25 protein-coding genes are annotated in these 26,328 nt (G+C 34.9%); 7 read left to right on the top strand and 18 right to left on the bottom strand.

What is annotated here, in order from left to right; genetic code table 11:
* Positions 1-183: 183 nt before the first annotated feature.
* The 5 genes from D7004_RS03995 to D7004_RS04015 all read right to left on the bottom strand — a co-directional run bounded on the left by D7004_RS03995 (position 184) and on the right by D7004_RS04015 (position 5,492).
* Entirely contained in the window at positions 184-603 is a 420-nt protein-coding gene (locus D7004_RS03995) for a DUF1801 domain-containing protein (protein WP_123204591.1), read from the bottom strand.
* Positions 604-767: 164 nt separating this feature from the next.
* Entirely contained in the window at positions 768-1,883 is a 1,116-nt protein-coding gene (locus D7004_RS04000; RefSeq protein ID WP_123204592.1) for a M42 family metallopeptidase, read from the bottom strand.
* A 127-nt stretch (positions 1,884-2,010) separates the two neighbouring features.
* Positions 2,011-2,427, bottom strand: coding sequence for a GNAT family N-acetyltransferase (locus tag D7004_RS04005; RefSeq protein WP_244214239.1), 417 nt, complete (start codon positions 2,425-2,427; stop codon positions 2,011-2,013).
* Positions 2,405-3,586 carry an MFS transporter gene (locus D7004_RS04010; RefSeq protein ID WP_244214240.1) on the bottom strand — a complete coding sequence of 394 codons (1,182 nt, stop codon included), beginning with the start codon at positions 3,584-3,586 and terminating at the stop codon, positions 2,405-2,407. Before D7004_RS04010 ends, D7004_RS04005 begins: the two co-directional genes overlap by 23 nt.
* Positions 3,587-3,950: 364 nt before the next feature.
* A complete protein-coding gene (locus D7004_RS04015) occupies positions 3,951-5,492 on the bottom strand; it encodes an acyl-CoA carboxylase subunit beta (RefSeq protein WP_123204593.1) in 1,542 nt (513 codons plus the stop codon).
* Positions 5,493-5,756: 264 nt separating this feature from the next.
* Between D7004_RS04015 and D7004_RS04020 the strand changes: the two genes are divergently transcribed.
* Complete coding sequence (locus D7004_RS04020; protein WP_123204594.1) at positions 5,757-6,101, top strand: hypothetical protein; 345 nt, start codon at positions 5,757-5,759, stop codon at positions 6,099-6,101.
* Between the two features lie 130 nt (positions 6,102-6,231).
* Positions 6,232-7,836: a SulP family inorganic anion transporter gene (locus tag D7004_RS04025; protein WP_123204595.1), complete on the top strand. Its 1,605-nt coding sequence runs from the start codon at positions 6,232-6,234 to the stop codon at positions 7,834-7,836.
* A gap of 61 nt (positions 7,837-7,897) precedes the next feature.
* Here the strand turns inward: D7004_RS04025 and D7004_RS04030 are convergent, their stop codons facing one another.
* The 3 genes from D7004_RS04030 to D7004_RS04045 form a co-directional block, all read right to left on the bottom strand.
* Positions 7,898-8,158 (bottom strand): hypothetical protein, encoded by a 261-nt coding sequence (locus D7004_RS04030; RefSeq protein WP_123204596.1) that lies wholly within the window; start codon positions 8,156-8,158, stop codon positions 7,898-7,900.
* Between the two features lie 697 nt (positions 8,159-8,855).
* The gene (gene pruA, locus D7004_RS04040; RefSeq protein ID WP_123204598.1) at positions 8,856-10,490 is read right to left on the bottom strand and encodes an L-glutamate gamma-semialdehyde dehydrogenase; all 1,635 of its coding nucleotides are present in this window, start codon (positions 10,488-10,490) and stop codon (positions 8,856-8,858) included.
* Between the two features lie 157 nt (positions 10,491-10,647).
* Positions 10,648-10,923: a LytR/AlgR family response regulator transcription factor gene (locus D7004_RS04045; protein ID WP_341867663.1), complete on the bottom strand. Its 276-nt coding sequence runs from the start codon at positions 10,921-10,923 to the stop codon at positions 10,648-10,650.
* 132 nt (positions 10,924-11,055) lie between these two features.
* Here D7004_RS04045 and D7004_RS04050 point away from each other — a divergent pair, with 132 nt between their 5' ends.
* Both D7004_RS04050 and D7004_RS04055 read left to right on the top strand, forming a co-directional pair.
* Entirely contained in the window at positions 11,056-11,238 is a 183-nt protein-coding gene (locus D7004_RS04050) for a hypothetical protein (RefSeq protein WP_123204600.1), read from the top strand.
* A 50-nt stretch (positions 11,239-11,288) separates the two neighbouring features.
* Complete coding sequence (locus D7004_RS04055) at positions 11,289-12,377, top strand: hypothetical protein (protein ID WP_167459405.1); 1,089 nt, start codon at positions 11,289-11,291, stop codon at positions 12,375-12,377.
* A 735-nt stretch (positions 12,378-13,112) separates the two neighbouring features.
* On the opposite strand, the gene D7004_RS04060 is transcribed toward D7004_RS04055, so the two are convergent.
* The 8 genes from D7004_RS04060 to D7004_RS04095 all read right to left on the bottom strand — a co-directional run bounded on the left by D7004_RS04060 (position 13,113) and on the right by D7004_RS04095 (position 19,669).
* A complete protein-coding gene (locus D7004_RS04060; protein WP_123204602.1) occupies positions 13,113-13,574 on the bottom strand; it encodes a 4'-phosphopantetheinyl transferase family protein in 462 nt (153 codons plus the stop codon).
* Entirely contained in the window at positions 13,561-13,824 is a 264-nt protein-coding gene (locus tag D7004_RS04065; RefSeq protein ID WP_123204700.1) for an acyl carrier protein, read from the bottom strand. Before D7004_RS04065 ends, D7004_RS04060 begins: the two co-directional genes overlap by 14 nt.
* A gap of 2 nt (positions 13,825-13,826) precedes the next feature.
* Positions 13,827-15,095: a beta-ketoacyl-[acyl-carrier-protein] synthase family protein gene (locus D7004_RS04070; RefSeq protein ID WP_123204603.1), complete on the bottom strand. Its 1,269-nt coding sequence runs from the start codon at positions 15,093-15,095 to the stop codon at positions 13,827-13,829.
* Positions 15,085-15,534: a 3-hydroxyacyl-ACP dehydratase FabZ family protein gene (locus D7004_RS04075; protein ID WP_123204604.1), complete on the bottom strand. Its 450-nt coding sequence runs from the start codon at positions 15,532-15,534 to the stop codon at positions 15,085-15,087. Before D7004_RS04075 ends, D7004_RS04070 begins: the two co-directional genes overlap by 11 nt.
* Position 15,535: 1 nt before the next feature.
* On the bottom strand, positions 15,536-16,588 hold the full coding sequence (locus D7004_RS04080; RefSeq protein ID WP_123204605.1) for a type III polyketide synthase: 1,053 nt from the start codon (positions 16,586-16,588) through the stop codon (positions 15,536-15,538).
* Positions 16,585-17,298 carry a methyltransferase domain-containing protein gene (locus tag D7004_RS04085; RefSeq protein WP_123204606.1) on the bottom strand — a complete coding sequence of 238 codons (714 nt, stop codon included), beginning with the start codon at positions 17,296-17,298 and terminating at the stop codon, positions 16,585-16,587. Before D7004_RS04085 ends, D7004_RS04080 begins: the two co-directional genes overlap by 4 nt.
* Complete coding sequence (locus tag D7004_RS04090) at positions 17,298-18,431, bottom strand: NAD(P)/FAD-dependent oxidoreductase (protein WP_123204607.1); 1,134 nt, start codon at positions 18,429-18,431, stop codon at positions 17,298-17,300. The genes D7004_RS04085 and D7004_RS04090 overlap by 1 nt, the downstream gene beginning before the upstream one ends.
* 98 nt (positions 18,432-18,529) lie before the next feature.
* Positions 18,530-19,669, bottom strand: coding sequence for a sterol desaturase family protein (locus D7004_RS04095; RefSeq protein ID WP_123204608.1), 1,140 nt, complete (start codon positions 19,667-19,669; stop codon positions 18,530-18,532).
* 274 nt (positions 19,670-19,943) lie between these two features.
* Between D7004_RS04095 and lpxK the strand changes: the two genes are divergently transcribed.
* From lpxK to D7004_RS04110, 3 genes are read left to right on the top strand one after another with little or no spacing between them, the layout of a single operon-like run.
* Positions 19,944-21,005 (top strand): tetraacyldisaccharide 4'-kinase, encoded by a 1,062-nt coding sequence (lpxK, locus tag D7004_RS04100; protein WP_123204609.1) that lies wholly within the window; start codon positions 19,944-19,946, stop codon positions 21,003-21,005.
* Positions 20,977-21,792 carry a purine-nucleoside phosphorylase gene (locus D7004_RS04105; RefSeq protein WP_123204610.1) on the top strand — a complete coding sequence of 272 codons (816 nt, stop codon included), beginning with the start codon at positions 20,977-20,979 and terminating at the stop codon, positions 21,790-21,792. The genes lpxK and D7004_RS04105 overlap by 29 nt, the downstream gene beginning before the upstream one ends.
* A gap of 1 nt (position 21,793) precedes the next feature.
* A complete protein-coding gene (locus tag D7004_RS04110; protein ID WP_123204611.1) occupies positions 21,794-23,818 on the top strand; it encodes a putative porin in 2,025 nt (674 codons plus the stop codon).
* A gap of 65 nt (positions 23,819-23,883) precedes the next feature.
* On the opposite strand, the gene D7004_RS04115 is transcribed toward D7004_RS04110, so the two are convergent.
* Both D7004_RS04115 and D7004_RS04120 read right to left on the bottom strand, forming a co-directional pair.
* Entirely contained in the window at positions 23,884-24,621 is a 738-nt protein-coding gene (locus D7004_RS04115; protein ID WP_123204612.1) for a porin family protein, read from the bottom strand.
* Between the two features lie 424 nt (positions 24,622-25,045).
* A complete protein-coding gene (locus D7004_RS04120; RefSeq protein WP_123204701.1) occupies positions 25,046-26,227 on the bottom strand; it encodes an asparagine synthetase B in 1,182 nt (393 codons plus the stop codon).
* Between the last annotated feature and the right edge of the window lie 101 nt (positions 26,228-26,328).

The following is a 26,328-nucleotide window of genomic DNA, read 5'->3' on the forward strand; positions in this document are numbered from 1 at the left end:
TAATGGTCAAAGGCCCCACTTGAGTCTTGGAATGAAAACGCCAAACCAGGTACATGAAAAAAATCTAAATACCAAAAGGCTTTGGAAGAATTATTACAATAAAAAGTGTAAAGTTGTAGATATGTTTAACGAAACGAACTAACCTAATCTGTAAACCTATTTCAGGACGAGACAACCATTCGCCTATTGAGAATACAGTTTCTTAATTTCCGCAATCGAAGTAATAATCATTTCTCTCAAAATGGAAGGATTGATGTCGCTCAATTTTTTAATGTACACGCAAGCTTTCCCGCTTTTGTGTTTGCCAAAGGTTTTAAGTAGCCTTTCTCTATCAGCATCATTTAATGAAAAGTATAAGGCGAACGCATCTTTCCTGGGCGAAAAGCCGGCGAGTGGTGCATCTCCTTCATGTCCGCTTGCATATTTATAATGATAACTTCCAAAACCAACAATAGCGGTACCCCACATTTTAGCTTCATGAGTTGATGCCTCTTCAAATATCTTAACCAATTCGAAGCTGTCTTTTCGCTTACTTTCATCAGTAATGGAATTTAAAAATGCAGCTACATCATTATTATTTTCAGTTGTTTTATTTTGCGTCATTTCAGATTCTACTTTAAATAAATTTAAGAAATTGTTTTAGCTCAAGGTAATTTGTGAGGGTTTTTATGTTAAAATGAAATGGAAAAAATCATTTGATCGCAATTGCTAAGATCAAAAAAAAGGCTTGAAGTTTAACTCAAGCCTTTTTCATGTTTTGTTAGCAGTTATTTAAACTCCCTGAAATCTTGTCCATCTTTTATGTTTAGCAAACTTTCATAAATCAAACTGATAACATTATCAACATCTTCTTTATGAACCATTTCTACGGTTGTGTGCATGTAGCGCAACGGTAAAGAAATTAAAGCAGAAGGAACACCACCATTTGAATAAGCGAAAGCATCAGTATCTGTTCCTGTGGAGCGAGATGAAGCCTGGCGTTGAAAAGGGATTTCGTTCTTTTCTGCTGTTTTAATCAAAAGCTTATTTAAATTGGTTTGAACCGCTGGAGCATAAGAAACCACTGGTCCTTTGCCGGCTGATAAATCTCCCTGAATATTTTTATTAATCATTGGAGTTGTGGTATCGTGGGTTACATCAGTAATAATAGCAACATCGGGTCTTATGCGTTGTGCTATCATTTCAGCACCACGTAAGCCAATTTCCTCTTGTACAGAATTTACAATGTACAAAGCGAATGGAAGCTTTTTCTTGTTTTCTTTTAATAAGCGGGCAACTTCAGCAATCATAAAACCACCAACACGATTATCTAAAGCACGACCAACATAATAACGATCGTTCAATACCATAAATTCATCTTCGTAGGTAATTACGCAGCCCACGTGGATTCCTAATTTTTCTACTTCTTCTTTGGTTGTGCAACCACAATCTAAAAAGATGTTTTTCAATTCTGGGGCTTGCTCTTTTTCGCCATGACGAGTATGAATGGCCGGCCAACCAAATACGGCTTTAACTAAACCTTTTTCAGTGTGGATATTTACCCTTTTAGATGGCGCAATTTGATGGTCGGAACCACCGTTGCGTATAACATAGATTAATCCATCAGCGGTAATGTAGTTTACATACCATGAAATTTCATCGGCATGTGCCTCTATAACCACTTTGTAAGCTGCTTTTGGGTTAATTACGCCAACCGCTGTTCCATAATTATCAATAAAATGTTCGTCGATATATGGTTTAAGGTAATTCAACCAAATTTTTTGTCCTTCCCACTCATAACCAGTTGGAGCAGGATTATTTATATATTCTTCAAGAAATTGTAATGATTTTTTGGTTACAACAGCTACATGCTTTTTTTTGTCGTCTTCTTTCTTTTTAGCCATGATTTTGGTTTACGATTTTAGATTTACGAATTTAGATTGGTATGGAGCAATACAAATCGAAATCTAGTTTTTATTTATTTGAATTCTAATTTTTAAATCTGAGTAATTTAAATCGTAATTCTACAATCTAAAATGCCAGTTCCATCACAACGAAATCGAAGCCATCTTTATAAAAAGTATCTTCTGTTTCGCTGAAGCCAAATTTAAAATAAAATTCCTTTGCATTAACACGGGCGTTACACCAAAGCTCGGTTGCGTTCTGAATTTTACAATAATCTAAGATATATTCCATCAATTTTGTGCCATAACCCAGTTTTTGTGCCTCGGGCAAAACAGCAAGTTTTCTAAATTGATATACATCGCCCTGCGAAAATAAAGAAACTACTCCGGTAAGTTTGTGGTTGGCGTATAAACCAAAATGGACACCATCAAAGTCATCCTTAAGTTTTACCGAATCTAATGGCATGTCAGGATACATCGCTTCATGCCTGATGCGCCAGGTAAGTGATGGAAAAATTTGCTCAATTTGTACTAGCGTTTCCAATGTTTAAATTTTTGTTTCCGTAGAACTTGTAAATTAAGGTATTTAAAGCAATAATGCCTGTCATGCCATAGCAAAATAAATTCCATCCGCCTTTATCCCATAAAAATAATCCTAATGCCGAACCACAACTTGCGCCAATAAAACTTACGGACATAAATATAGTGTTTAATCGATTTCTTGCTTCAGGTATCAGGGTGTAAATTCGGGTTTGATTGGTAACATGAATAGCCTGCTGACCAACATCAATTAATACAATGCCAATAACGAATAGATACAAATGATTTTTGGTGAAATAAAATAAAGCAATGCTGATAATTTGAAGGATAAAACCAATCATAAGGTTTTTGCGAGGATTGTTCCCATCGCTTAGTTTACCAACTAAAGGTGCTGCTAATGCACCTGCGGCGCCTGCAATTCCGAATAAACCAATTTGTAAGGTTTGAAAATTAAATGGAGGATTGGCCAGAAATAAAACCATGGTTGTCCAAAATGCACTAATTATCGCAAATGCTAGGAAGTTAATTATAGATGTTTCGCGTAAAACAGGTTGGGTTTTGATGTAACTAAACATCGAACTCATTAGTTCTTTGTACCTACCTTTAAAAGAAGGATAACTCTCCGGAAAACGTTTCGCCATTAAGGCAATTAGCAATAAGCAGATTCCTGCGGCCATAAAATAAACCGCTCTCCAGCCTAACCAAAAACCGATGGTTCCGCTTACGGCTCTTGATGCCAGAATTCCTACCAGTAAACCACTCATTATTACACCAATATTAGCACCACGATTTTCATCTGAACTCAAGTTGGCTGCAAGAGGCAATATCAGTTGAGGCACTATAGAACATGCTCCAATTAATAGTGAAGCAATTTCGAGCAAGAAAAATGTTTTGGAGAATGCAGCAACCAAAAGTGCGAGTATAGCTAAAGCTGAGATAATTAAAATCTGCTTTTTCCGCTCAAACATATCGCCCAGGGGCACAAGAAGGAATAAGCCCAAAGCATAACCAATTTGAGTTAAATAGGTAATTCTACCAGCAACACTTTCTGAAAGATTGAAATCTTTTGCCACTAAAATTACCAGCGGCTGGCAATAGTAAATATTCGCAACGATTAAACCCGTGCAAAAGGCCATTAAAATAACATCAGCTCGTTTTAACATATGTAAAGGATGTAAAATGGATTAATATGTATAATGTAAAATGGATGATGGTTGTGTCCTCCACTTACATTATCTTATGTAAAATGTAGAGATGTAAAATGGATGATAGAACTTCCGCCTCACTCTTATTAGAATAATCATAGCAAATTTAGGATACATAAAAAATGTAAAATGTTATAAATGGATGATGGAGCTTCGGAGTTACTCATGTTAGATTAAACATAGCAAATTAGGGATATATAAAGGATTTAAAATGTTAAAATGGATGATGGTTGTTTACTACATTGGCCATCTTCCCTTTTCCATCTTCCATCATCCCTTACCCATCATCCATTTTCCCTTTCCCATCTTCCATCTCCCATCCCTACAAAGGTATATTTCCGTGTTTTTTTCTTGGATTATTTACAACTTTATTTTCAAGCATTTTGAAAGCTTTAATCAATTTAATCCTTGTTTGGGCAGGTTCGATAACTTCATCAACAAAACCACGTTCGGCTGCCCGGTATGGGTTTGCGAAAATATCTGAATATAGTTTTTCTTTTTCCAGCCATTTTTCTTGGGGGTTTTCTGCTGTAGTGATTTCCCTTTTAAAGATAATTTCTGCTGCTCCTTTAGCACCCATTACAGCAATTTCGGCACTTGGCCATGCATAATTCATATCTGCACCAATATGTTTACTGTTCATAACATCATAAGCACCGCCATAAGCTTTTCTGGTAATTACCGTAATTCTTGGAACGGTAGCTTCGCTGAAAGCATAAAGCAATTTTGCACCATTTGTAATAATTCCATTCCATTCTTGGTCGGTACCCGGAAGAAAACCAGGAACATCTTCAAAAACCAATAGGGGGATATTAAAGCAATCGCAAAAACGCACAAAACGAGCCGCCTTTGTTGATGAATTGCTATCTAAAACGCCAGCCAAATAAGCAGGTTGATTGGCCACAATGCCAATACTTCTACCCGCTAAGCGGGCAAAACCTACCACAATATTTTCTGCAAATGCTTCATGAACCTCTAAAAAGCTTTCCGTATCAACTACTACAGAAATTATTTCTCTAATATCATAAGGTTGAGAAGCATTTTGAGGCATAAAAGTATTTAACTCAGGCCTGCTTTCATCTGTTGATTCGTATGGCAATTGTTCTGCCATTTCCTCACAATTTTGAGGCATATAACTCAACAGTTTTTTAACATGTGTAATGGCATCAATTTCATTGGCACAAGCAAAATGCGTAACGCCAGATTTTGTAGCATGCGTATTTGCACCACCTAATTCTTCTGAAGTTACTTCTTCATGTGTTACCGTTTTTACAACATTTGGTCCGGTTACAAACATATAGGAAGTATTTTCAACCATCAAAATAAAATCGGTAATGGCCGGCGAATATACTGCGCCGCCAGCACATGGACCCATAATTGCCGATAGCTGTGGGATAACACCAGAAGCCTGAACATTTTTGTAAAATATATCGGCATAGCCACCTAATGAAACAACACCTTCCTGAATTCTGGCACCACCACTATCGTTTAGGCCGATTAAAGGAGCGCCATTCTTCATCGCCATATCCATCAGCTTACATATTTTTTCGGCATGCGTTTCTGATAATGAACCGCCAAAAACGGTAAAATCTTGAGAAAAAACGTAAGTTAAGCGACCATTAATGGTTCCATATCCGGTAATAACGCCATCACCCAAATACTTTTCTCGTTCCATACCAAAATCGGTACTGCGGTGGGTAACCATCATCCCAATTTCTTCAAAACTTCCTTCATCCATTAAGAAGTGTATGCGTTCTCTGGCTGTTAATTTCCCCTTCTTATGCTGACTATCAATTCGTGCTTGTCCGCCGCCAAGGTTGGCCTGATTTATTTTATCTTGAAGTAATGCTATTTTCTTATCCATATTTATGAAACGAGATTTTAAAATTAGAAATAACAATTGGTATTGCAAGTTTAGCGAGAGAAGATTTAGGTGTATGAAAAAGATTTTACAATCTGGTTTTTGCTCTATAAAAAATCCTTTTCGATTAAAAAATATCTAACTCATTAAACAACAATTACAATACGGTTTGCTATATTTTTACAAATATATTTCGGGCTATTGCATTGAAAAACCAATTATCCGACTAATTTTGTAAAGCACATTAGAATAGCATTAGAAAACAAAATGTTTTTAAGAAAGTACAAATATTTAATCGTCGCGGCATTTATGCTAATCTTCAGTGCGAAGATGGTAATATCTGGTGCGCCTGTTTTTTGTGCTAGTATTGATAAAGAAATCATGAATGCCGTTATTATGCAAATTGAATTGGAGCATGATGGCGGTAAGGATTCTGGAAAGGAACCTATCAAATATTCGGATTTTAAATACGTTGAATTAAGTCACCCGATTTTTTCTTATGAGTTTTCTTCAAGCCATTTCTTTTTGAAGAGCAGTTTTATAGAACATTTTAAAAGATATGTAGATCCATATCACGCTATTGTACCAACACCGCCGCCCAACTTTATCTAGTAATAAGGTGTTATAAGAGTATTTTACTTTATAAATTTTAGGGCTTGGCCCTTTAATCTATTGTTCTTTTAAAAGATACAATTCTAACATCACGATTTATTCTTAAAATTTACAAGATAATTATATCGTTATGCAAAAGTTTAACCCAGCCTTTTCAGGCTCGGATGTCAAGAAATATTTTCTTAAGAAGAATTTAAAAAAAGATTTACCTGCAAGTATTGTAGTTTTTTTAGTGGCCTTACCGCTGTGTTTAGGTATTGCATTAGCATCGGGTGCGCCTTTATTTGCCGGATTGGTTACTGGTATTATTGGTGGTATAGTAGTTGCTTCATTCAGTGGTTCGCAATTAAGTGTTAGTGGCCCGGCTGCGGGTTTAACAGTTATTGTGTTGGGTGCCATCACATCATTAGGTAGCTACCCAACCTTTTTACTGGCGGTAGTTTTGGCAGGAGTTTTCCAATTAATTTTAGGTTTAGTAAAAGCCGGTACAATTGGTAATTACTTTCCATCGAGTGTTATAGAAGGCATGCTAGCGGCAATTGGTTTAATACTTATTTTAAAACAGCTTCCGCATGCTTTAGGTGTAGATACCGATTTTAGTGGCGATGAGGGTTTCTTTCAACAAGATCATGAAAATACATTTTCTGCAATATCAGCAGCACTTGGGCATTTCAGTTTAGCTGCGGTTGTAATTAGCCTTTTGTCGATTGCAATATTAATTATTTGGCCTAAATTCCCAAAGCTGGCAATCGTTCCGGCGCCACTTTTAGTCGTTTTATTGGGTGTTATAGGCAGTTTTGTTTTTGCAGGAACCGACTACGCACTTAGAGCCGACCAGATTGTTAAAATACCTGTTGTTGGTGGATTTGGCGAATTTATGGGTTTGTTCACAATGCCCGATTTTTCTCAACTAGCCAATAAAAATGTATATATCGTGGCGGCAACCATTGCCGTTGTAGCAAGTTTGGAAACTTTATTAAGTATCGAAGCCATCGATAAAATAGATCCAATTAAACGCGTTTCGCCAACCAACAGAGAATTAATTGCCCAAGGTATTGGAAATATGGCAAGTGGTATGGTGGGTGGTTTACCAATGACGTCGGTTATTGTTCGTAGTTCGGCAAACGTTAATGCTGGTGGCAGAACGAAAATGTCGGCTATTTTTCATGGTACCTGGTTATTGTTATCGCTATTGTTTATCCCGCAGGTCATTAACATGATTCCACTTTCTTGTCTTGCAGCAATTTTATTGGTAACCGGTTATAAATTGACCAGAATCAGCCTTTTTAAACACATGTATCATAAAGGCTGGGATCAGTTTGTACCTTTTGTAGTTACAATTGTAGCGGTATTGTTTACCGATTTATTAAAAGGCGTTGCAGTTGGTATGTTGGTTTCTATCTTCTATTTACTAAGAACTAACATGCGTAATCCTTTCTTCTACAGAATTACAAATGAAGGCGATAAAAAGAATATCAGAATAAAGCTTGCAGAAGAAGTGTCGTTCTTAAACAAAGCAGCAATCCAGGTGCTATTAACCAATATTCCTAAAGAAACAAATGTAATTATTGATGGTTCCAATGCCAGATTTATTGATCCTGATGTGCTGGAAACCATCTTCAATTATAAGCACAACGCTTACACGAAAGGAATTATTGTTACTTTAGAGCATGTTCAAAAACATTACACTGTGCCTAAATTAACCAATAAAGTTGTTGAGGAGATAAATAGCTAGAAGAACATATTTGAAAAAATAAGGCGAAAGTTTTATCAATTACTTTCGCCTTATTAAAAATCTATTTTTCTTCTGAGTTTGGCATATTGCCTGCATGCCCTTTGTTACCTTTGTCAGCATCTTCACGGGCCTCTTCAGAACCAAAATCTCCCTTTCCGAAATTTCTACCCAAGTTTCCAGCGTCAGATTTTACCTTGTTCTTTTCGTTATTTTCGTCGCTGTGGTGGCGAGGCACTAATCCATCAGGCATATTGGTTGCATCTGCGGCATTGTCAGCATTTTTATCTTTCAAATTTTCGTTATTATCTTTTTGATTGTCCATGATGTTTTCTTTGCCTATAGAACATTTGGAAGTGGCGATAGTTTTAAAGGATTTGGAAATGAATATTTTAAGTAATATGGATTTTGCCTGTTATAAATTAAACTGTTATAAATGTTTTGAATACCAAAAGAATTTGGAAATGAATGGTTCTGTAGTTTTTGGGAAACATCAGTCCCGCCATTCGCTTTATACCGATGAAAAATCGGTATGCTCGCTGCTGTCGGGTTTAAAAACAAAGGTTTGTACACAAAGATGAAAGTTTTAAGAGTTGACAAATTTATAATAAGGAGATTATCAAATTTGTCAACTCAATTATTTTTTCATGACCTCAACCTTAGTCTCAATCCAACTTTAGCCTTAGCCTCATCCTCAATCTTAACCTCAGCCTCAGCCTTAACCCTAATCTAGATTGATATAAATGTTTTGAATACCAAAAGGATTTGGAAATGAATGGTTCTGTAGTTCTTAGGGAACATCAGTCCCGCCATTCGCTTTATACCGATGAAGAATCGGTATGCTCGCTGCTGTCGGGTTTAAAAACAAAGGTTTGTACACAAAGATGAAAGTTTAAAGAGTTGACAAATTTATAATATGGAGATTATCAAATTTGTCAACTCAATTATTTTTGGTTATGATCTTAACCTAAGTTTCAATCCAAGTTTAGCCTTAGCCTTAATCTCAACCTCAGCCCTTAACCTTAATCCTCCGCCAAAAACGGATAGCGATAGTCAGTTGGCGATTCGAAAACTTCTTTAATGGTACGAGGAGAAACCCAACGCAACAAATTAATCATCGAGCCGGCCTTGTCATTTGTACCCGAACCTCTTGCGCCACCAAATGGCTGCTGACCAACAACTGCGCCAGTACATTTATCGTTAATATAAAAATTACCAGCTGAGTTGCGTAAAGCATGAGATGCTTTTTCTATTGCGTACCTATCTTGAGCAATGAAAGCACCAGTTAAAGCATAAGGTGATGTCGTGTCGATAACTTCTAAAATTGAATCAAAATCCTTGTCTGCATAAACATAAACCGTTAAAACCGGACCGAATAATTCTTCGCACATGGTGGTGTATTTCGGGTCATCAACCACTAAAACCGTTGGCTCAATGAAATAACCTTTAGTTTTATCATAATTGCCACCAGCAATAATTTCTACACCCTTATCCTTTTTAGCCTGATCAATGTATTTCGCCAATTTATCAAATGAGCGCTCATCTATAACGGCATTAATAAAATTAGCAAAATCTTCCGTTCCGCCCATTTTAAAGGTTGCCAAATCACGTAGCATAAGTTCTTTAATTTCAGGCCAAAGGCTCTCAGCAATATAAACGCGACTAGCCGCAGAGCATTTTTGTCCCTGGTATTCAAAAGCACCACGAACAATTGCGGTACTTGCTACATTCGTTTGAGCAGATGGATGAACCAGAATAAAATCTTTACCACCTGTTTCGCCAACAATGCGAGGATATGATTTGTATTTATGAATATTTGCACCAATTGTTTTCCAGATTTCTTGGAAAACTTTTGTAGAACCAGTAAAATGGATACCTGCAAAATCCGGATGATTAAATACTACATCACCAGTTTCTGGTCCATCAGCATATATCAGATTGATTACGCCATCAGGTACGCCAGCTTCACGGAAAATTTCCATTAAAAGGTTGGCTGCATAAATTTGAGTATCAGCAGGTTTCCAAACTACAACATTACCCATCATAGCTGCAGATGCAGGTAAATTTGCAGCAATCGCAGTAAAGTTAAAAGGCGTAAGGGCAAATACAAAACCTTCTAAAGGGCGTTGCTCTACACGATTCCAATTACCACGAGGTGAAACAGGAGGCTGTTGTTTATAAATATCAGCCATGTAACTTACGTTAAAACGTAAGAAATCAATCAATTCGCAAGCGGCATCAATTTCTGCCTGATAAGCATTTTTGCTTTGGCCAAGCATGGTTGCCGCATTTAATTTATAACGGTATTTGCCAGCGATTAAATCGGCAGCTTTTAAAAAGATTGCTGCTCTATGTTCCCAGGCAAGGTTTTCCCAATCTTCTTTTGCAGCTAGTGCAGCATCAATAGCTTGAGTAATATGAGTTTTATCGCCAATACTAAATTGCGCTAAAATATGCTGATGATCATGTGGAGCAACAACTTTACCTTTTTTATCGGTATGAATTGCTTTACCGCCAATATACATTGGGATATCTTGTTGATATGAACGGGCATCGGCAAGTGCATCTTTTAAAAGAGTGCGTTCTTTGCTACCCGGAGCATAGTTTAATATAGGTTCGTTTACCGGAGTTGGTACGTTAAAAAATCCTTTAAGCATATTTAATTTTTTATGATTTAGGCAAATATAAGGCTTTTTGGAGTAGGCAATTCTATTCTTCTGTAAAGAAAATAGGGGATGGGATGGAGGGAGGAGCTATCAGTTTTTTTAAAAAGCTATCAAAATATATTTAGATTTCATTATTAACTATAGCTATCTATATTAGTAGCTTTTTTTTCATCATTTCCATAAAGTCTTTTCGATAGGTTTCGCCTATCAAAATCTCAGATGAAATACCTCTTAAGATAATCCTGTTTCCATCTATGGAGATGATTTTATTAACTGCGATGATAAATGACTTTTGAACCCGGATAAAATGTGTTTTAGGCAATCTTTCCTCTACATCCTTCATGGTTAATAGTGCAAGAGTTATAATGCCATTATGGTGCAAAGCAATATAATTTTTCATGCCCTCGATAAAGTCAATTTCTATACCCTATAAAAAAGGCCTTTAGTGTATTTTTTTTATATTGAATTTTTAAATTGGTACTTGTTCATGTTAGGTATGCATCGGCGGAATCTGAAAAGCCTTTAACGAGTAAGAAGATTTAAATAAAAATTAATTATGAAAAATTTAAAATTAGAAAATTTGGGTGTTCAGAAGATGGAGATGAAGGAAATGAAAGAATTAAATGGTGGTAGTTGGTTAAGTAGAGCTTTTGATACCGTTGTAGATGCTCTTGAAGATGTTTATGACTGGGCGCTAAGTCATAATGTTAAATTAGGTGCAGGGAAACAATCCAATTAAATCGTTTGAGTAGTAGGCATTGCCTACTCTCAACTTTAACTTCTAATAAAATGATGCGTTTTAATTTTAGGATATTGATATTAAGATTGATTTTTTTATTAAAGCTATGTTTTATAACTTTTATTTGTAGAGCTCAAACATTTACGTTGGAGGGAAAATTACAAACCGGTAGAGATGTTATAGCAGGAGCTATTATTATTCTTAATAACAGGAATGTTAGCAATTCCAACAACTTAGGTAATTTTAAGATCACGGCGAAAATAGGGGACACTTTAAAAATTAAAAGCCCATTCTATAATGACTTTACAAAAGTTCTAAACGATTCTTTACCTCAAACATTCTTGTTAAATTCGAAGGAGCTTGATTTAGGTGAAGTTAAAATTACCTTCAATAAAAGAAAAACTATAGACTCTTTATTGCTATTGGCATTTTCAAAACTTGATAAAAACGCATATTCTAAACAAGGATTTCTCAGGCAATCAATAACTGAAAATAATTCAAAAATTGTTTTACTGAATGAAGGAGTATTAAATTTTTTTATACCTAAGATTGACGAACTAACCGTTGAGGAGAAAGGATATAAAGCAGTAAAAATAAATATTAAATCTTCCTGTACACCAGTTCAGTTAGCTGATAAAAAGATAATTTTAAATAGCAATCCTCAGGTCAAATTGCGTAGAGGGATCACCCCAGACTATTATTATCACCAGTTAACAGAACATATTCTAACTGAAAGTATTCATGATGATGGAAACTTTATCATTATTAATATAAGGAGCAATTTGCCGAAATTTAGCATAGTTGCAAATTATATTTATACTATTACTAAAGATTCTAACTCATTAAAGCAAATTCAATCTTATGAAGAAGATCAAAGAGGAGACTATTTCTTCATGAATTTTGAATATCTAAATAATGAAGTTATTTCTATTCATTCCAGCGCTAAGCAATTTCGCCAAGGTGTTTTTTATTCTACAAATGACGAATTCTTTTTAAGGCAAAAATTAAGTACGTTCGATTATCCAATAAATTTTAATGCTAATAAATGTGGTTTGCATTTATATAAAGAAACAAGCGATTGTGATGATGTAAAAAAATATAAAGAATTTAATAAAATCGCTGATCAGAAATATTTCTAGTTCAACAAGAATGTTGTTTCAAAAGGAATTTTTATTCAAATTTAAATAAGAAATGAACGCGTCAGTTTCGGGCTTTCTTTTTGAAATACAGCTGCAAGATTAAATATTTGTTTACTGGATAACTACATATACATCATAGATGCCAGAAAAGGTGAAGAAATAAGAGACAGCCGATAAATATTTATTGTATGCAAAAAATATATAAATCTATAGTAAAATGCTTGTTGTTTGTAATAATAATGATTTCCACTATGTGGATAATGGAGAATTTACCTTGGTTAATTAGATTGGTGAATAAATAAAATTCAAATGGAAATCTTGAAGTTTATAAGTCTTTAAAATAATTCTAATTTTAGCTTTTGTTTTATTTGCCCATTAATGATATTGGATTATTTATTTAAATTTTATTCGAAGTACAAAGGCTTTTGCATAAAAGGCATGATTTTAATTTATTTAATTTATAAATTATCATACTTCTTGGGTGCGCAACTTTATACCCTTCTAAACTAATTCTTTCAGTAAGTAATCTTCAATTCAAATGATGTATTTTATTATAAATTAATGAAATTTTAGTAAGTGTAAATCTTTGGTCTAGCAATACCAAAGAGGAAATTAAATTTCTAAAAAACAATTAATGAAGATTATCATTGATCGCAAACTTAAGTGAATAATAAATTGCTGTTTTTTATTGATAATTAAATTATGTGTTTTATAAATTAGAAAAAGAAACTAATACTATAACAGATACACCAAAGCCAAATACCTTCCATGGTGACTTACACAGCCTGGTTTGGTGCTTTTATAATCGAAAAGGTTATCCGGTGCTTCGTAAATAGAAATCTTAATTTCTTCCAGCATACTACAATTTGGCGAGGCAATGGAATGTATAAATGTTGTTTGTAAATCGCTTTTAGTATAATAGGTGCTTCCTTCAATATTTACTTCGCCATAAGCATTGGAATGAATTGTACAGCTTAAACTTTTTGGCGCAAAATTTCGGATGCCAGTTTTACGATTATGAATTTTATACGCGGCTTCTTTCATGCTCCACAATAACCAAACTTTTAAATAGGGATTTTTAGATTTCAGAATACATAGCTGCTCATCATACGTAAAAATTTTTTCTAAAAAACCTTTGCGTTTCCAATTGCTTTGCACTTTGGCGAGGGTAAGATCTACGATGTCATTCCCCAACATTTGTTTGGAGTTTGCTTTCTATTACTTCTACCGTAGCTTTTACCGTTAGCATTTTTGCCATAGAATCATTGTCAATTTCTATCTTAAATTTTTCCTCAATATCAAGCACAATATCTACCAAATTAGCAGAGTTGATTTTTAAGTCGGTAATAAAATCGGTGTTTTCATCAATGTTTTCTAAAGCCAAAGTTTCTTCGCTGTAAGGCTTAATAATGGTTTTTAACTCTGCAATTATCTCTTCTTTACTCATGGTTATATTTTTTTTAAAATCACGCAAACATTTATATCGCCAAAACCAAAACTGGCTTTAGCCAAAATATCAATTTTCTTTTCGATTAATGTTTGTGGAATTCGATTTTCATTAATTAATGCAGTTATCTCGGGATTTAAATCTTCGCAGTTGATGTTTGGGAAAATAAAACCATGTTCCAATTCCAATACTGAAGCAACACATTCGATACTTCCGGCAGCGCTGATACAATGACCTATCATTCCTTTTAAGGAGTTTATGTATGGAAAGTTTTCAGCAGTAGAACCTAGGGCAATTTTCCAGTTTTCAATTTCTAGTGCGTCTTTTGTTGTGGCGGTGAGATGTCCGTTAATCACATCTATTTCACTTGCTTTAATGTTTGCATTTTCTAAGGCTTGCTGAATACATCGTTGTACACTTACAGGATTCGGCGCTGTCATTGTACCTAAACCTCGTTGGCCGCCAGAATTTAAATGTCCACCTAAAACTTCAGCATAAATTTTTGCATTTCTTGCTAAAGCCGAATCAAGTGATTCTAAAACGAATGCTCCGGCGCCACTTCCTGGTACAAAGCCACTAGCCGTTAAGCTCATTGGTCTGCTGCCTTTTTCAGGCTCATTGTTATGCTTAAATGTACAAACTTTCATGGCGTCAAAGCCACCCCAAATGTATGGGCCACTATCGCTGGTACTACCTGCAAGCATTCGTTTTGCTTGTCCTGATTTTATCCTTTCGTAGGCTAGCAAAAGGCTTTCTGCGCCGGTAGCACACGCTGAAGAGTTTGTGCTAACCTGATTACCAAAACCTAATTTGCCACTTATAAAAGCACTTACGCCACTCGCCATGGTTTGTATAACAACAGAACTTCCAAGCTTGCGGATTTCCATGTCATCGATTTTATTAATCGCCCACCTAAATTTATCAATTCCGGAGGTTCCGGTACCGAAAATTGTTCCACTATCCCAATCCGGACTATCATCGCTACTCCTTTCCAAACCTGCATCTTTCCATGCATCCAAACCTGCTATAACACCATAAATAATACCCGTACTATTTAAATTTCGGAGTTCTAAGGGTGTAAAGTATTGTGCAATTCTTTCCTCGCTAATCGGAGGTTTCCCCGCAATTTGACATGAAAAACCAAGTGCTTCAAGGTCAGGCTGATGTGTAATTCCTGAAATTCCATTTTTTATCGAATCGGTAAAATCAGAAATAGTTGTCCCATTCGGAGCACAAATGCCTAAACCGGTAATTACTACTCTATTGTTCATTAAGATTAGAAATTAACATTCCCGAAATGGTTCCTTTGCAAATAATATTTCCAGTTTCATCTTCCATTTTTACCCTACAGCTTAATTTATTAAAGCGAAAATATATCTTTTCGCTTATTACTTTAACCTTATCTCCTGGGTAAACTGGCTTTAAAAAATCTATTGAGCTTGATGTCATCGCTAGTGATGCTTTCTGCATATCTAAATCATCTTTAAGCAAATACAAACCTAAACATACCAAGCCAATTTGGGCCAAAGTTTCGGTTAAAATTACCGCCGGAGTTACAGGTGAATTTTTGAAATGGCTATCGTAAAAGTATAAATTTTCCTTGTAGGTATATCTTCCCACAACTCCATTTTCATTAACATCTAACAACTCATCAACAAACAAAAAGTCTTTTCCGTAAGGTAGTTTTTTAAGTATCTCCTGATGATTCATATTACCACTGTAAAAGAATTCTTTGGGCAGAAAATCCTGGTCCGAAGCTTAGCATTAAACCTTTTTCTCCTGCTTTTGGATTTTTATCCATATAACTTTCTAAAACATATAAAACGGTGGCACTACTCATGTTGCCATAAAGGCGTAAAATCTCTTTTGTTTCGTTTATGTCTTTGCCTAATTTTCCAAAAAGTTCTTCAACAACCTGAATAATTTTTTTTCCTCCGGGATGAAATATCAGATGGTCAATGTCCTTAATCTCCAAATTACTTTTTTTCAAAAATGGATGAATAATTTCTGGGAAATGAGAGGCAATTGTTTCAGGTACTTCAACATCCAATACCATTTGTAAGCCGGTGTTGGTTAATTTAAAACCCATCATTTCTTCTGCATCATAGAAATGGTACATCTCTTCGGCTAATATTTCTGGTCCTTTGTCTTCGTCATTCGAACTTAGTAAAACGCAAGCGGCACCATCTCCAAAAATAGCAGCACTAACGATATTCGCCATCGAAAAATCGTTAAGCTGAAAAGTTGCCGTTGGCGATTCTACTGCTATAACTGCAGCCCTTTTGCCTGGATTTGCCTGTAAGAAGTTTTTTGCATAAATCATTCCCGAAACGCCTGCCGCACAACCCATTTCTGTAACAGGCAAACGAACAATATCCTGGCGCAGTTTAAGTGCGTTAATCAAATAGGCATCCAAAGAAGGAATCATTATTCCGGTACAGCTAACCGTAATGATATAATCTAAATCCTTTGGTTGCCATCCTGCTTTTTCTAGTGCAGTTTCTAAGCATTTTGTGCCAAGTTTTATGCCTTCTCTTATGTAAATGTCATTTCGTTTTTCAAAGCTTAGATCGCTAAATACTTCTTCGGGCGACATGAATGAGTAGCGTTTATCAACTGCTGCACCTTCAAAAATTTTTTTAACTTTTCTAATAAAACGCTCATCCTGGTCTTTTAGCCAAACATCTAAAAAAGGTATTATATCTTCTGTAGCTCTCCAAAATTCGGGTAATGCTTTACCAATTGCTTTTACAATTACACTCATATCGTTTTAATTATCCATTGGTATCGAAAAGCCCATTTCCATTTAATGGAGCTATGTTTTAAATTTAGTATTTTAGTGTATTTCTGTAAATCTGCTTTCTTAAATCCACGTAAAATAGATACCAATCCATCTTCTCTAGACATATCATTTAACCTAAAAACAAAGCATAATGCCTTGAATAGTCGATATGCTAATGCACTTCTTTCTAAATCGTTTATTACAATTCCTAGCCTTGCTGATGCAATAAAGTCTGTTAATAATTTAATAATTTCATCATCTTTAAAATGATGTAAGGTTAGTGTGCAAAGCAAAATGTCGTTTGTTTCATCTCTCAATGTCCCATCGAAAATATCACTGCATTGGTAAGATATGTTTGCATAATTTTTAGATAGACTTTCAGCATGTTCGATGGTAAATTTATTGGCATCGATACCTTTTAAAATGAAATTTAACCCATTTGCACTTGCATAATCTGCTAAAGCCCTAAGCATATCGCCATTGCCACAACCTATATCTGTAATACGTATAACTTCAGTCTGCGGTTTGCCTTTTAATAAAGTTTTAACTCCGTCAAGCGTAACCTTATTGCCTCCTAATAATTGATTAATGCTTGCAATTTTATCCAAAGCATCTCTCAAAATTTCTCCCTCCATTTGGAAATCATCCATCAATTCGGGCGCATTGCTTCTATAGCTTGTATCTATCGCCATTAATTTGGTATTGTAATTGGTTTCCCATGAGTGTTTCTAATGATTTTATTTAATACAAATGGCATACTGGTAATGGCCTTCATGGCAAAATTTTCAAACGTTTTGTTACTTAAAATAGAACTGAGTATTCGCCCCATTTGTAATCTGTTGCTAAATAATTTTTTCCAGCTAAATTCATAAACCTTCTCCAATTCTATTCTTGAAGCAATTTCGCCATTATGGTATTGAATTAATAGTTCTGAAACTATTTTTGCACTGTGAATAGCCATAGCCATACCGTTTCCGCAAAGCGGATGTATCAATCCTGCAGTATCGCCAATCATTAAAATATGATTGAAAACGGGTTCTTTAGCTTCGAAAGAAATCTGACTTATGGTTAATGGCACATCAAAAATCATCGTAGCATTTTCAAAAATAGCTTTGAGGTTTTTATTTTTGTAAAGCACATTTTCTTGATATGCTTCAATGCTTTTATGTTTTTTAAAGCTATTGTAATCTGCTAAATAACAGATGTTTAAATTATTATTTTCTACTTTTGAAACACCGCAATAACCACCTGCAAAATTGTTCAGGCTAACCAGGTTATCATCAAAATTAGAATTGTAATGTGCTTTAACGGCTAGGAAAGGGGATTTTTTAGTAATGAATCTACGTTCCAACTTAACATCTATAGTTGCCCTTTTACCATAGGCGCCAATAACATGGTTTGCCTTAAAGTGTTTGCCATTTGAGGTTTCAACATTAAATATGTTGTCTACAAATTTTATAGTTAATACCGCATCAGTTATAATGTTAACGCCATTTTTAATTGCTTTATGGTATAGAAACTCATCAATAGCATAGCGGCTTAACCCAATGCCACCTAGTGGCAGTTTTGTATTAACCGATTTACCAGAATTTGAAGTGAATTGTAAAGTGGTAATTTTGGCAGGAAATAGTTCATCTAAATCAATATTTAACCAATCGAAATATGGTAAAATCTCGTTTGAGATGTATTCACCGCAAACTTTATGATGAGGGTAAGTTTGTTTTTCTATTAAAGTTACCGCTAAACCGAAATGTTGAAGATGAATTGCAGCAGTTAAGCCAGCTAATCCACCACCAATAATTAAAATTTCTGTTTCTAGGGGCATATAATCGAAAGGATAATACAAGGTAACACTTTAAATTAACCTTTGTTAGGGAATTTTGACGATTAATAGCCAATATCAGATTTATCAAACGTGTACGCTTACCTATTACTCGTCTCTGTCATATTTAAATCTGTATCAAAAGGACTTTTAGTAAATGGATAAATGGATTGTTTAACAAATCCTTTCGGGTAAGCAGCCTCATGAACCCCAGTGCCTGCTGGCCATTTTTTCCCGGGTAAATAATAGGTGCCAAAAATCATATCAATAAAAGGAAATATGGATGCAAAGTTATGCCCATAATATTTTGGATCTTCACAGTGATGCCAATGATGGTACTGTGGCGTAGTGAAAATGTATTTTAACGGACCAAAGTTAATTCTGGTATTAGCATGAATTAATACCGCATGAATGGCTATAAAAATGATATATGTATTAAATACCGCAGACGAAAATCCCAAAATATATAATGGTATAAATGTCATAGCTCTGGTAAAGAAAATATCAATAAAATGTGTCCGACTCCCGGCTAACCAATCCATATTTTGTGTAGAATGATGTATGGAATGGAAACGCCATAATGAAACACGAGTATGAAAAAAACGATGCGCCCAGTATTGAAACAAATCTGTTGTAAAGAATGCTAAAAACAGAGCCAGTGCAAATGGCAAACTTTGCACCCAAATATGAAGTTTATCTAATCCAATCCAACCAAAGAAAATTATGGCTGGTTTTTGGGTTACAATGCCAAAAAATTGTATAAATAAATGACTAATTACAAAGTAGGTTAAATCAGTTCGCCATTCTTCGTGGAATTTAGTTTGGTTTTTGTTTTTTGGGAAAAATAGTTCGAGCGGTACAAAAATAGCCACCATTAAGAGTAGATCCAATATCATCCAATCTAAGCCAAAATGCCACCTCGATTTCGCCACATCTCTACCTTCAACGCTTAAAGCGCCTAAAATTATGGCCAGTGATGATAAAGCAAATCCAGGCCAGCCCCACTTAAATTTTTTACTTAAGATTACGCTCAAGGCTGCAAAAAAGAATGAAGCAATTATGCCACCAAGCATCAGAGCCTCCATGCTATCTTTGGTGTAAATCTCTCTAAATTCTGGGGTGGTAAGTTTTTCAGGATAATGAAAGCAAAGAATTCCTAGCAATGCTAACACAGCTAAAAATATAGAGAGATAACCACTTATTTGACCTTGACCAATTACTAAACGCTTATTTGAAGGCATTAATTAAATTTTTCTTAAACTGTTAATCACAAATATTCATTCAATTTATGCTAAATGAATCAATACTTTTATGTTAATATTTAGTGGGATAGATAACAAATAGGGATTATACAAGGATACTGCAATAGCTAAACTTTGTAAGCAAACAAATTAAAATAAATATTTTGTTAAAAACAAGCAAACATTTTTTTAAGGTAGTAGTTGCATTAATGTGTATCGCAAAAAGCGATGCCTCAATATTTTATTTAATCAGTATTTTTGAAAACCATTTGTTATGCTACTTAACTACTTACGACTTCTTCTGCTTCCTTTTTCGCTAATTTATGGCTTGGCCATAACGCTTCGTAAAAAACTTTATGATTGGGGTATTATGCGTTCGGTTAAATTTGATTTGCCGGTAATTTGCGTTGGCAATTTGGCCGTTGGCGGTTCAGGAAAAACGCCTACAACCGAATATTTGGTTAAACTTTTAGCTGATTATAAAATTGCCATTTTAAGTAGAGGTTACGGACGAAAAACAAAAGGATACATTTTGGCTGATGCCAATGCAACTGCCGAAACCATTGGCGACGAACCTTTACAATATTTTAATAAACTAAAAGATGTAACTGTTGCTGTTTGCGAAGATAGGGTAGAGGGCATAAATCAATTAAAAGAAACACACGATTTAATTATTCTTGATGATGCTTTTCAACATCGTGCCGTTCGTGCTGGTTTTAATATTTTGTTGTTCGAATTTAGAAAATTAGGGACGTTACAGTTTTTATTACCCGCCGGAAATTTGAGAGATGTTTTTTCTTCGCGAAAAAGGGCTGATGTTTTATTGGTTACAAAATCTCCTGTACCCTTATTGCATGTGGCTCAACAAGCATCAATAAACGAGTTGCAGCCAAACAGCAATCAACCTGTATTGCATTCGTATCTTAAATATGGTGACTTACAGCACTTACATAATGATACCGTGTTGCCATTAGATTCAATCAAAAATTTTGAGATTTTTCTTTTAACAGGCATTGCAAATCCAGAACCCTTAATTGAAGAATTACAAAAATATTCTGATAACATTCATCACGAAGAATTTCCCGATCATCATACATTTTCATCTGCTGAAATACTAAAATTTAGAACGGCTTTTGATAAATCTACCAATGCTGAAAAAATTATCATAACAACAGAAAAGGATAGTCAGCGTTTAAGAGCTATTGCATTAGATAATTTGCCTGCAAATTTACCAATATACTTTTTGCCCATTGAGGTTGAATTATTTGAAGAAGATAAGATTACCTTTGATGAACTTATTTTAAACTATGTTAAGAGCAATAGAAGAAACAGTTGAATATATAAAACGTAAAACTGAAAATTTTAAACCAGAAATCGGGATAATTTTAGGTACCGGTTTGGGTGGTTTAGTTAAAGAGATTGAAGTACAATTTCAATTAATGTACTCCAATATTCCTAATTTCCCAATTTCTACCTTAGAGTTTCATAGCGGTAAATTAATTTTTGGAACTTTAAACGGGAAAAAAATTATAGCCATGCAAGGTCGTTTGCATTATTACGAAGGCTATAGCATGCAACAAATTACTTTTCCGGTAAGGGTAATGAAAGGCTTGGGTATCGAAAACCTAATTGTATCAAATGCTGCGGGTTCTATAAATCCAGAATTTAAAAAGGGCGATTTGATGATTATTGAAGATCATATCAACCTCCAGCCCGATAACCCACTTCGGGGATTAATTGAAAGCGAGTTAGGACCTCGCTTTCCTGATATGAGCCAGCCCTATAAAAAAACTATCATAGCTAAAGCCCTAGAAATTGCAAAAAATATTAATGTAAAATGCCATAAAGGCGTTTATGTAGCCGTTTCGGGCCCAAATTTGGAAACCAAAGCAGAATATAAATACCTTCGCTTAATTGGTGCCGATGCGGTTGGAATGAGTACAGTTCCCGAAGTGATAGTTGCCAACCATGCAGGTTTGCCTGTATTCGCAATTTCCGTATTAACTGATGAAGGTTTTCCGGAAGATTTGCAACCTTTCAACTTAGATGAAATCTTGGAAGCCGCTGCAAAGGCAGAACCTAAAATGACAGAAATTTTAATCAAACTAATTGCCGGATTATAAAATGCGTAAAGTTGTATTATTCTGTTTTGTAGTTCTCCTGTTTATCGGTGCAAATGATGTATTGGCGCAAGATTTGAAAACGAATGTTGGGAATAATAAAGAACTCGATTCTTTACGTAAAAAAGAAGAAGGCGCCAAAGATTCTATCGTGTATAACGCCAAATATATTCGTTTTACAAAACTATCCTTAAGTAAAGATAGCATTGTGCTTTTGCCTCTTGATACTTCAACAACTAATATTCAGAATTACAGCCCTGTAATGCAGCCTAAACATCCTACCATTACAACAGGTAGCATGGGTCAGGTTGCAAGGCCTTTACTGTATGAGCCGTCTAAAAGAATCGGTTTTGATGTTGGTTTTCATTCTTTAGATTATTACGCATTAACACCCGAAGATATAATATATTACCAGGCTAGGTCGCCATTTACCAGTTTGTATTTAATAAGTGCTGGTCAAAAGGAACAGATGTTTAAAGGAACGCACAGTCAGAACATTAAGAAAAACTGGAATGCAGGTTTTAATTTTAACCGAATGGATTCTCGTGGCTTTTATAGCAGACAGAGAGGAGATAATTTAAATATCGCTTTGTTCAGCTGGTACCAATCGCCAAGTAAAAGGTATAATATGTGGGCCTCGGCTATTTTTAATACTATGCGAGCATTCGAAAACGGCGGTGTTAGAAGTGATAGTAGTATTTTTGAATCAGGTTATGATAAAATTAGCAGAGATGCTGAAGCAACACGTTTATCAACAGCCAGAAATCTTTATCGTAAAAACACCATATTCTTAAAACAAACGTATTACGTTGGTCGCATTGATAGTTCAACTACGATAAATGGCTCTGTTCAGCCAACAAATAAAATAAGTTATACTGTAGAATACAATAACGATAGCTACGATTTTTCTAAGAATGAATCCGACGATAATACAGTAATTCCACGAGCTTTAACCAAAAGTGATGGACTTGTAGATGCTACATTCACGAACGATTCTACACATGTGCAGCATGTAAAAAATGAATTTATTTATAGTTTCTTTTTACGTCCGAAAAATTCATCCGTAATAAAAAATGAATTAAAGATTGATGCAGGTATTCGTCATGATTATTATCAATACAATTCATTGGGCTTAAGAAGCACTGGTGCAACCTATGATACCCGCTCTTTTGGTTTTCAAAATATAACTGTATTGGGTGTTTTGGGTTATCGCCTTACCAATAATATTGATTTAAATCTGGATGTTCAGCAGATTTTTCAGGGTAGAAATGCAGGCGATTATTTGTACGAAGCTAAAAGCAGAATTGCTTTAAGTAAAACCATCGGAAGAATAGAAGTTGGAGCTTATCTTCAAAATCAATCGCCATCAGAACTTTTTAATTACTATAATGGAAACCATTTTGTGTGGATAAATTCTGATTTAAAAAACACTAAAGTCGCAAATCTATCATTCAACTACATCAATGATAAGTTAATGCTCGAAGCCGGAGCAAAGTATTTCTTAAACAGTAATTACTTATATTTTGGTTCATCAATAACAGGTATAAACAATTTTAATATTAAACCGTTACAGGAAACAGAAGATATCAGTTTGATAAGACTTGATGTATCGAAAAAATGGCGTTTTGGAAAATTTGTTTTGGAAAATTATTTAGCGTATCAAAAAACAGATAACGAAAGTGTTTTAAGAACACCAGAATTTTACACCTGTAATAGCGTGTATTTCGACCAGACCTTCTTCAAAGTATTGAAAACAAACATAGGTTTCGATGTTAGATACAACACTGCCTATGCAAATTACGCATACTCTCCGGCGCTGTCGCAATTCTATGTTAACGATGCTGATGTTTTAAAATCCACACCGGTAATTGATGTTTTTTTAAAGGCAAACTTAAAGCGTGCTAATATTTTTGTGAAATACGATTATCTGAACCAAGGTTTAATATCGCCTGGATATTTTACTGTAAATCGCTATCCAATGCCAGATGCATTGTTAAAATTTGGTGTAACCTGGAATTTTTACGATTAATTTCATTGGCATAAAAAAAGCGTCCCGATTTTGAATCGGGACGCTTTCCTTTGTAAGCAGGTTGTTTAGAATGAATAACCTACTGTAAAACCTAATACACGGTTAGTTAATTTGCTATCACCAACTCTAGAATCTTTAGCAATTAAATTAGAAAGACCTAAACCATAGTTAGCACCAACTAAGAAACCTGACGTTGTACGGTAAGCTAAACCGAAGTTAGCACCAAAATCGGTACTGCCATAGTTCTTGTCTGTTGTGCTACCAAACGATAAATCATTCTCATTTGAACCATTTACAACAGTACTAGTATTTGTAGTGTTGTTTAATGTAGTAGTAGTACTTTCTATTTTGTTTTTACCAGAAATGTTGAAACCAACATATGGACCAGCACTAATTTGAACTGCACCAGCATCACCTGTAGGGATTCTGAATACTGCATTGATTGGCACTTCAATAGCCATTAAGCTTGTTTTGTTAGTAGAAACGTTAGTTACTGTAGTATTACCAACAGTGTTAGCAATTGTTGATTCGAATTTGGCACCTTTGTTTTGCAATGAAATTCCTGGTTGGATAAAGAAATTGTTTCCAACACCAAAATCTGCAAAAGCTGTAACATTGAAACCTACATTATCTTTAACATTATCGTTAAAAGAATCAGAACCAGTGGTACCGCTTGAGTGAAATCTTGCTAAGTTAACACCAGCTTTTAATCCAAATCTTGCATCAGAACCTGACATTGTGTTTTGTGCAAAAGCACCTGTTGCTAATAAAATAACCGACGCACTTAATAATAACTTTTTCATAATATTTTTTCTTTTAGGTAAAGAATCTTGTTTTTAAATTTTATAGGTCGAAACCTTGTTAATTAACAGCCCCATTTCCAAAAGCTATGCCAAAGTATCATGCCTGTTACAAATTTAGCTGTTAAAATGTTGGTTTACAGCGTATTTTTTTAATCATTTTATTTATAATGTGCTATTTCTTGTACCAAATGCCACCTTAAAAAAGCTGTATAGAAATCAGGAATAGTTGAAAAAGCGAAGTGTTTTATATTCATTGAAATTAGTTTTCTGAGCACAATTTTTTCGGGAGATCAATACTTATGTGTAACTCTGCGTTTCTGCGGCAAACAAATAGGAAAAAATAATAGCCACAGAAACACAGAAGGCACGGAAATACATATATAATTTCTAAACAGAAATAATAACTAAATCGCTAAATTCGTGATTAAGTCTTTTGAGGTTTCTTCTTTGCAGCGGGAAACAAAACATTATTCAAGATCAATCTGTAACCTGCAGAATTGGGGTGTAAATTTAAATCAGTAGGAGGATCACCAACAGCGTGCTGATAATCTTCTGGATCATGCCCGCCATAAAACGTAAACTGGCCTTTACCAATTTCACCATGTAAATACCTAACTTCTGCGGCACCTTTATTTTCACCCAAAACGGTAACACTTGTTTTAATTAAATTCTTTCTGAAAGCTGTGGTTTGCCCCATAAAACCTTTGATAACTTTATCATGATTTTGGGTGAGCATCGTTGGAACCAAATCCCATTTGGCGGAGAAATCAAATAAAGTGAAATAATCGTTCGATTCATTTAAACCTCGGTTATTTGTTACATCAATATCCGAAAATTCATAATTCATTGGATTGTTGTCTAACTTAAAATTTTGAAAAGCCAGTGTTTTATTAAAATCTAGCTTCGCCTGAGCATTCGGATCTGCACCATCACCATCAAACATAGCTGCGCAAATATCTATACCTTCTGCTGCTAGAGCGATGTCAAAACTATCTGTTCCAGAACACATTGCAAACATAAAACCTCCACCCGCACAATATTCTTTAATATGCTTTGCAACTGCCAATTTCATTTCCGAAACCTTTTTGTAACCCAGTCTCTTAGCCAATGCTTCCTGGCTTTTAACGTCTTCCTGATACCAGGTTGCATACCTGAATGATGACCAAAAACGTCCATATTGACCAGTAAAATCCTCATGGTGTAGATGTAACCAATCGTATTTGCTCAACTTATCCTGTAAAATATCATCATCATAAATCACATCATAAGGAATTTCGGCATAGGTGAGCACAAGTGTTACAGCATCATCCCAAGGAAGTTTGCTTTTGGGTGAATAAACAGCGATTTTAGGTGTTTTCTCTAACTTAACCATTTCCATATTCACCGATGGGTCACTAATTTCGTTCAATAGATTAACAACTTTACCATCAGCTAAAACTTCATAAGAAACACCTCTAATTTTGCATTCATCTTCTACCGTCTTATTGTATTTGATTAAAAAGCTCCCTCCTCTATAATTCAGAAGCCAATCTACTTCAGCTTGTTTGCTAACTGTCCAGTATGCAATTCCATAAGCCTTAAGGTGGTTTTTTTGGTCTTCATCCATATAAATTAATAAAGATGATGCTTTTGCCCACAACCCTAACAGCAAGCAGAAAACTAAAATGAAATACTTTTTCTTAATCAACATATTTACATAAAACACTA

Source organism: Pedobacter jejuensis, assembly GCF_003725795.1.
In the GTDB taxonomy this organism is placed as follows: domain Bacteria; phylum Bacteroidota; class Bacteroidia; order Sphingobacteriales; family Sphingobacteriaceae; genus Pedobacter; species Pedobacter jejuensis.

Coding starts and splice junctions, on each gene's coding strand:
- D7004_RS03995 (WP_123204591.1), bottom strand. CDS start 603: ATGACGCAAAATAAAACAACTGAAAATAATAATGATGTAGCTGCATTT.
- D7004_RS04000 (WP_123204592.1), bottom strand. CDS start 1,883: ATGGCTAAAAAGAAAGAAGACGACAAAAAAAAGCATGTAGCTGTTGTA.
- D7004_RS04010 (WP_244214240.1), bottom strand. CDS start 3,586: ATGTTAAAACGAGCTGATGTTATTTTAATGGCCTTTTGCACGGGTTTA.
- D7004_RS04015 (WP_123204593.1), bottom strand. CDS start 5,492: ATGGATAAGAAAATAGCATTACTTCAAGATAAAATAAATCAGGCCAAC.
- D7004_RS04020 (WP_123204594.1), top strand. CDS start 5,757: ATGTTTTTAAGAAAGTACAAATATTTAATCGTCGCGGCATTTATGCTA.
- D7004_RS04025 (WP_123204595.1), top strand. CDS start 6,232: ATGCAAAAGTTTAACCCAGCCTTTTCAGGCTCGGATGTCAAGAAATAT.
- D7004_RS04030 (WP_123204596.1), bottom strand. CDS start 8,158: ATGGACAATCAAAAAGATAATAACGAAAATTTGAAAGATAAAAATGCT.
- pruA (WP_123204598.1), bottom strand. CDS start 10,490: ATGCTTAAAGGATTTTTTAACGTACCAACTCCGGTAAACGAACCTATA.
- D7004_RS04050 (WP_123204600.1), top strand. CDS start 11,056: ATGAAAAATTTAAAATTAGAAAATTTGGGTGTTCAGAAGATGGAGATG.
- D7004_RS04055 (WP_167459405.1), top strand. CDS start 11,289: ATGATGCGTTTTAATTTTAGGATATTGATATTAAGATTGATTTTTTTA.
- D7004_RS04060 (WP_123204602.1), bottom strand. CDS start 13,574: ATGTTGGGGAATGACATCGTAGATCTTACCCTCGCCAAAGTGCAAAGC.
- D7004_RS04065 (WP_123204700.1), bottom strand. CDS start 13,824: ATGAGTAAAGAAGAGATAATTGCAGAGTTAAAAACCATTATTAAGCCT.
- D7004_RS04070 (WP_123204603.1), bottom strand. CDS start 15,095: ATGAACAATAGAGTAGTAATTACCGGTTTAGGCATTTGTGCTCCGAAT.
- D7004_RS04075 (WP_123204604.1), bottom strand. CDS start 15,534: ATGAATCATCAGGAGATACTTAAAAAACTACCTTACGGAAAAGACTTT.
- D7004_RS04080 (WP_123204605.1), bottom strand. CDS start 16,588: ATGAGTGTAATTGTAAAAGCAATTGGTAAAGCATTACCCGAATTTTGG.
- D7004_RS04085 (WP_123204606.1), bottom strand. CDS start 17,298: ATGGCGATAGATACAAGCTATAGAAGCAATGCGCCCGAATTGATGGAT.
- D7004_RS04090 (WP_123204607.1), bottom strand. CDS start 18,431: ATGCCCCTAGAAACAGAAATTTTAATTATTGGTGGTGGATTAGCTGGC.
- D7004_RS04095 (WP_123204608.1), bottom strand. CDS start 19,669: ATGCCTTCAAATAAGCGTTTAGTAATTGGTCAAGGTCAAATAAGTGGT.
- lpxK (WP_123204609.1), top strand. CDS start 19,944: ATGCTACTTAACTACTTACGACTTCTTCTGCTTCCTTTTTCGCTAATT.
- D7004_RS04105 (WP_123204610.1), top strand. CDS start 20,977: ATGTTAAGAGCAATAGAAGAAACAGTTGAATATATAAAACGTAAAACT.
- D7004_RS04110 (WP_123204611.1), top strand. CDS start 21,794: ATGCGTAAAGTTGTATTATTCTGTTTTGTAGTTCTCCTGTTTATCGGT.
- D7004_RS04115 (WP_123204612.1), bottom strand. CDS start 24,621: ATGAAAAAGTTATTATTAAGTGCGTCGGTTATTTTATTAGCAACAGGT.
- D7004_RS04120 (WP_123204701.1), bottom strand. CDS start 26,227: ATGGATGAAGACCAAAAAAACCACCTTAAGGCTTATGGAATTGCATAC.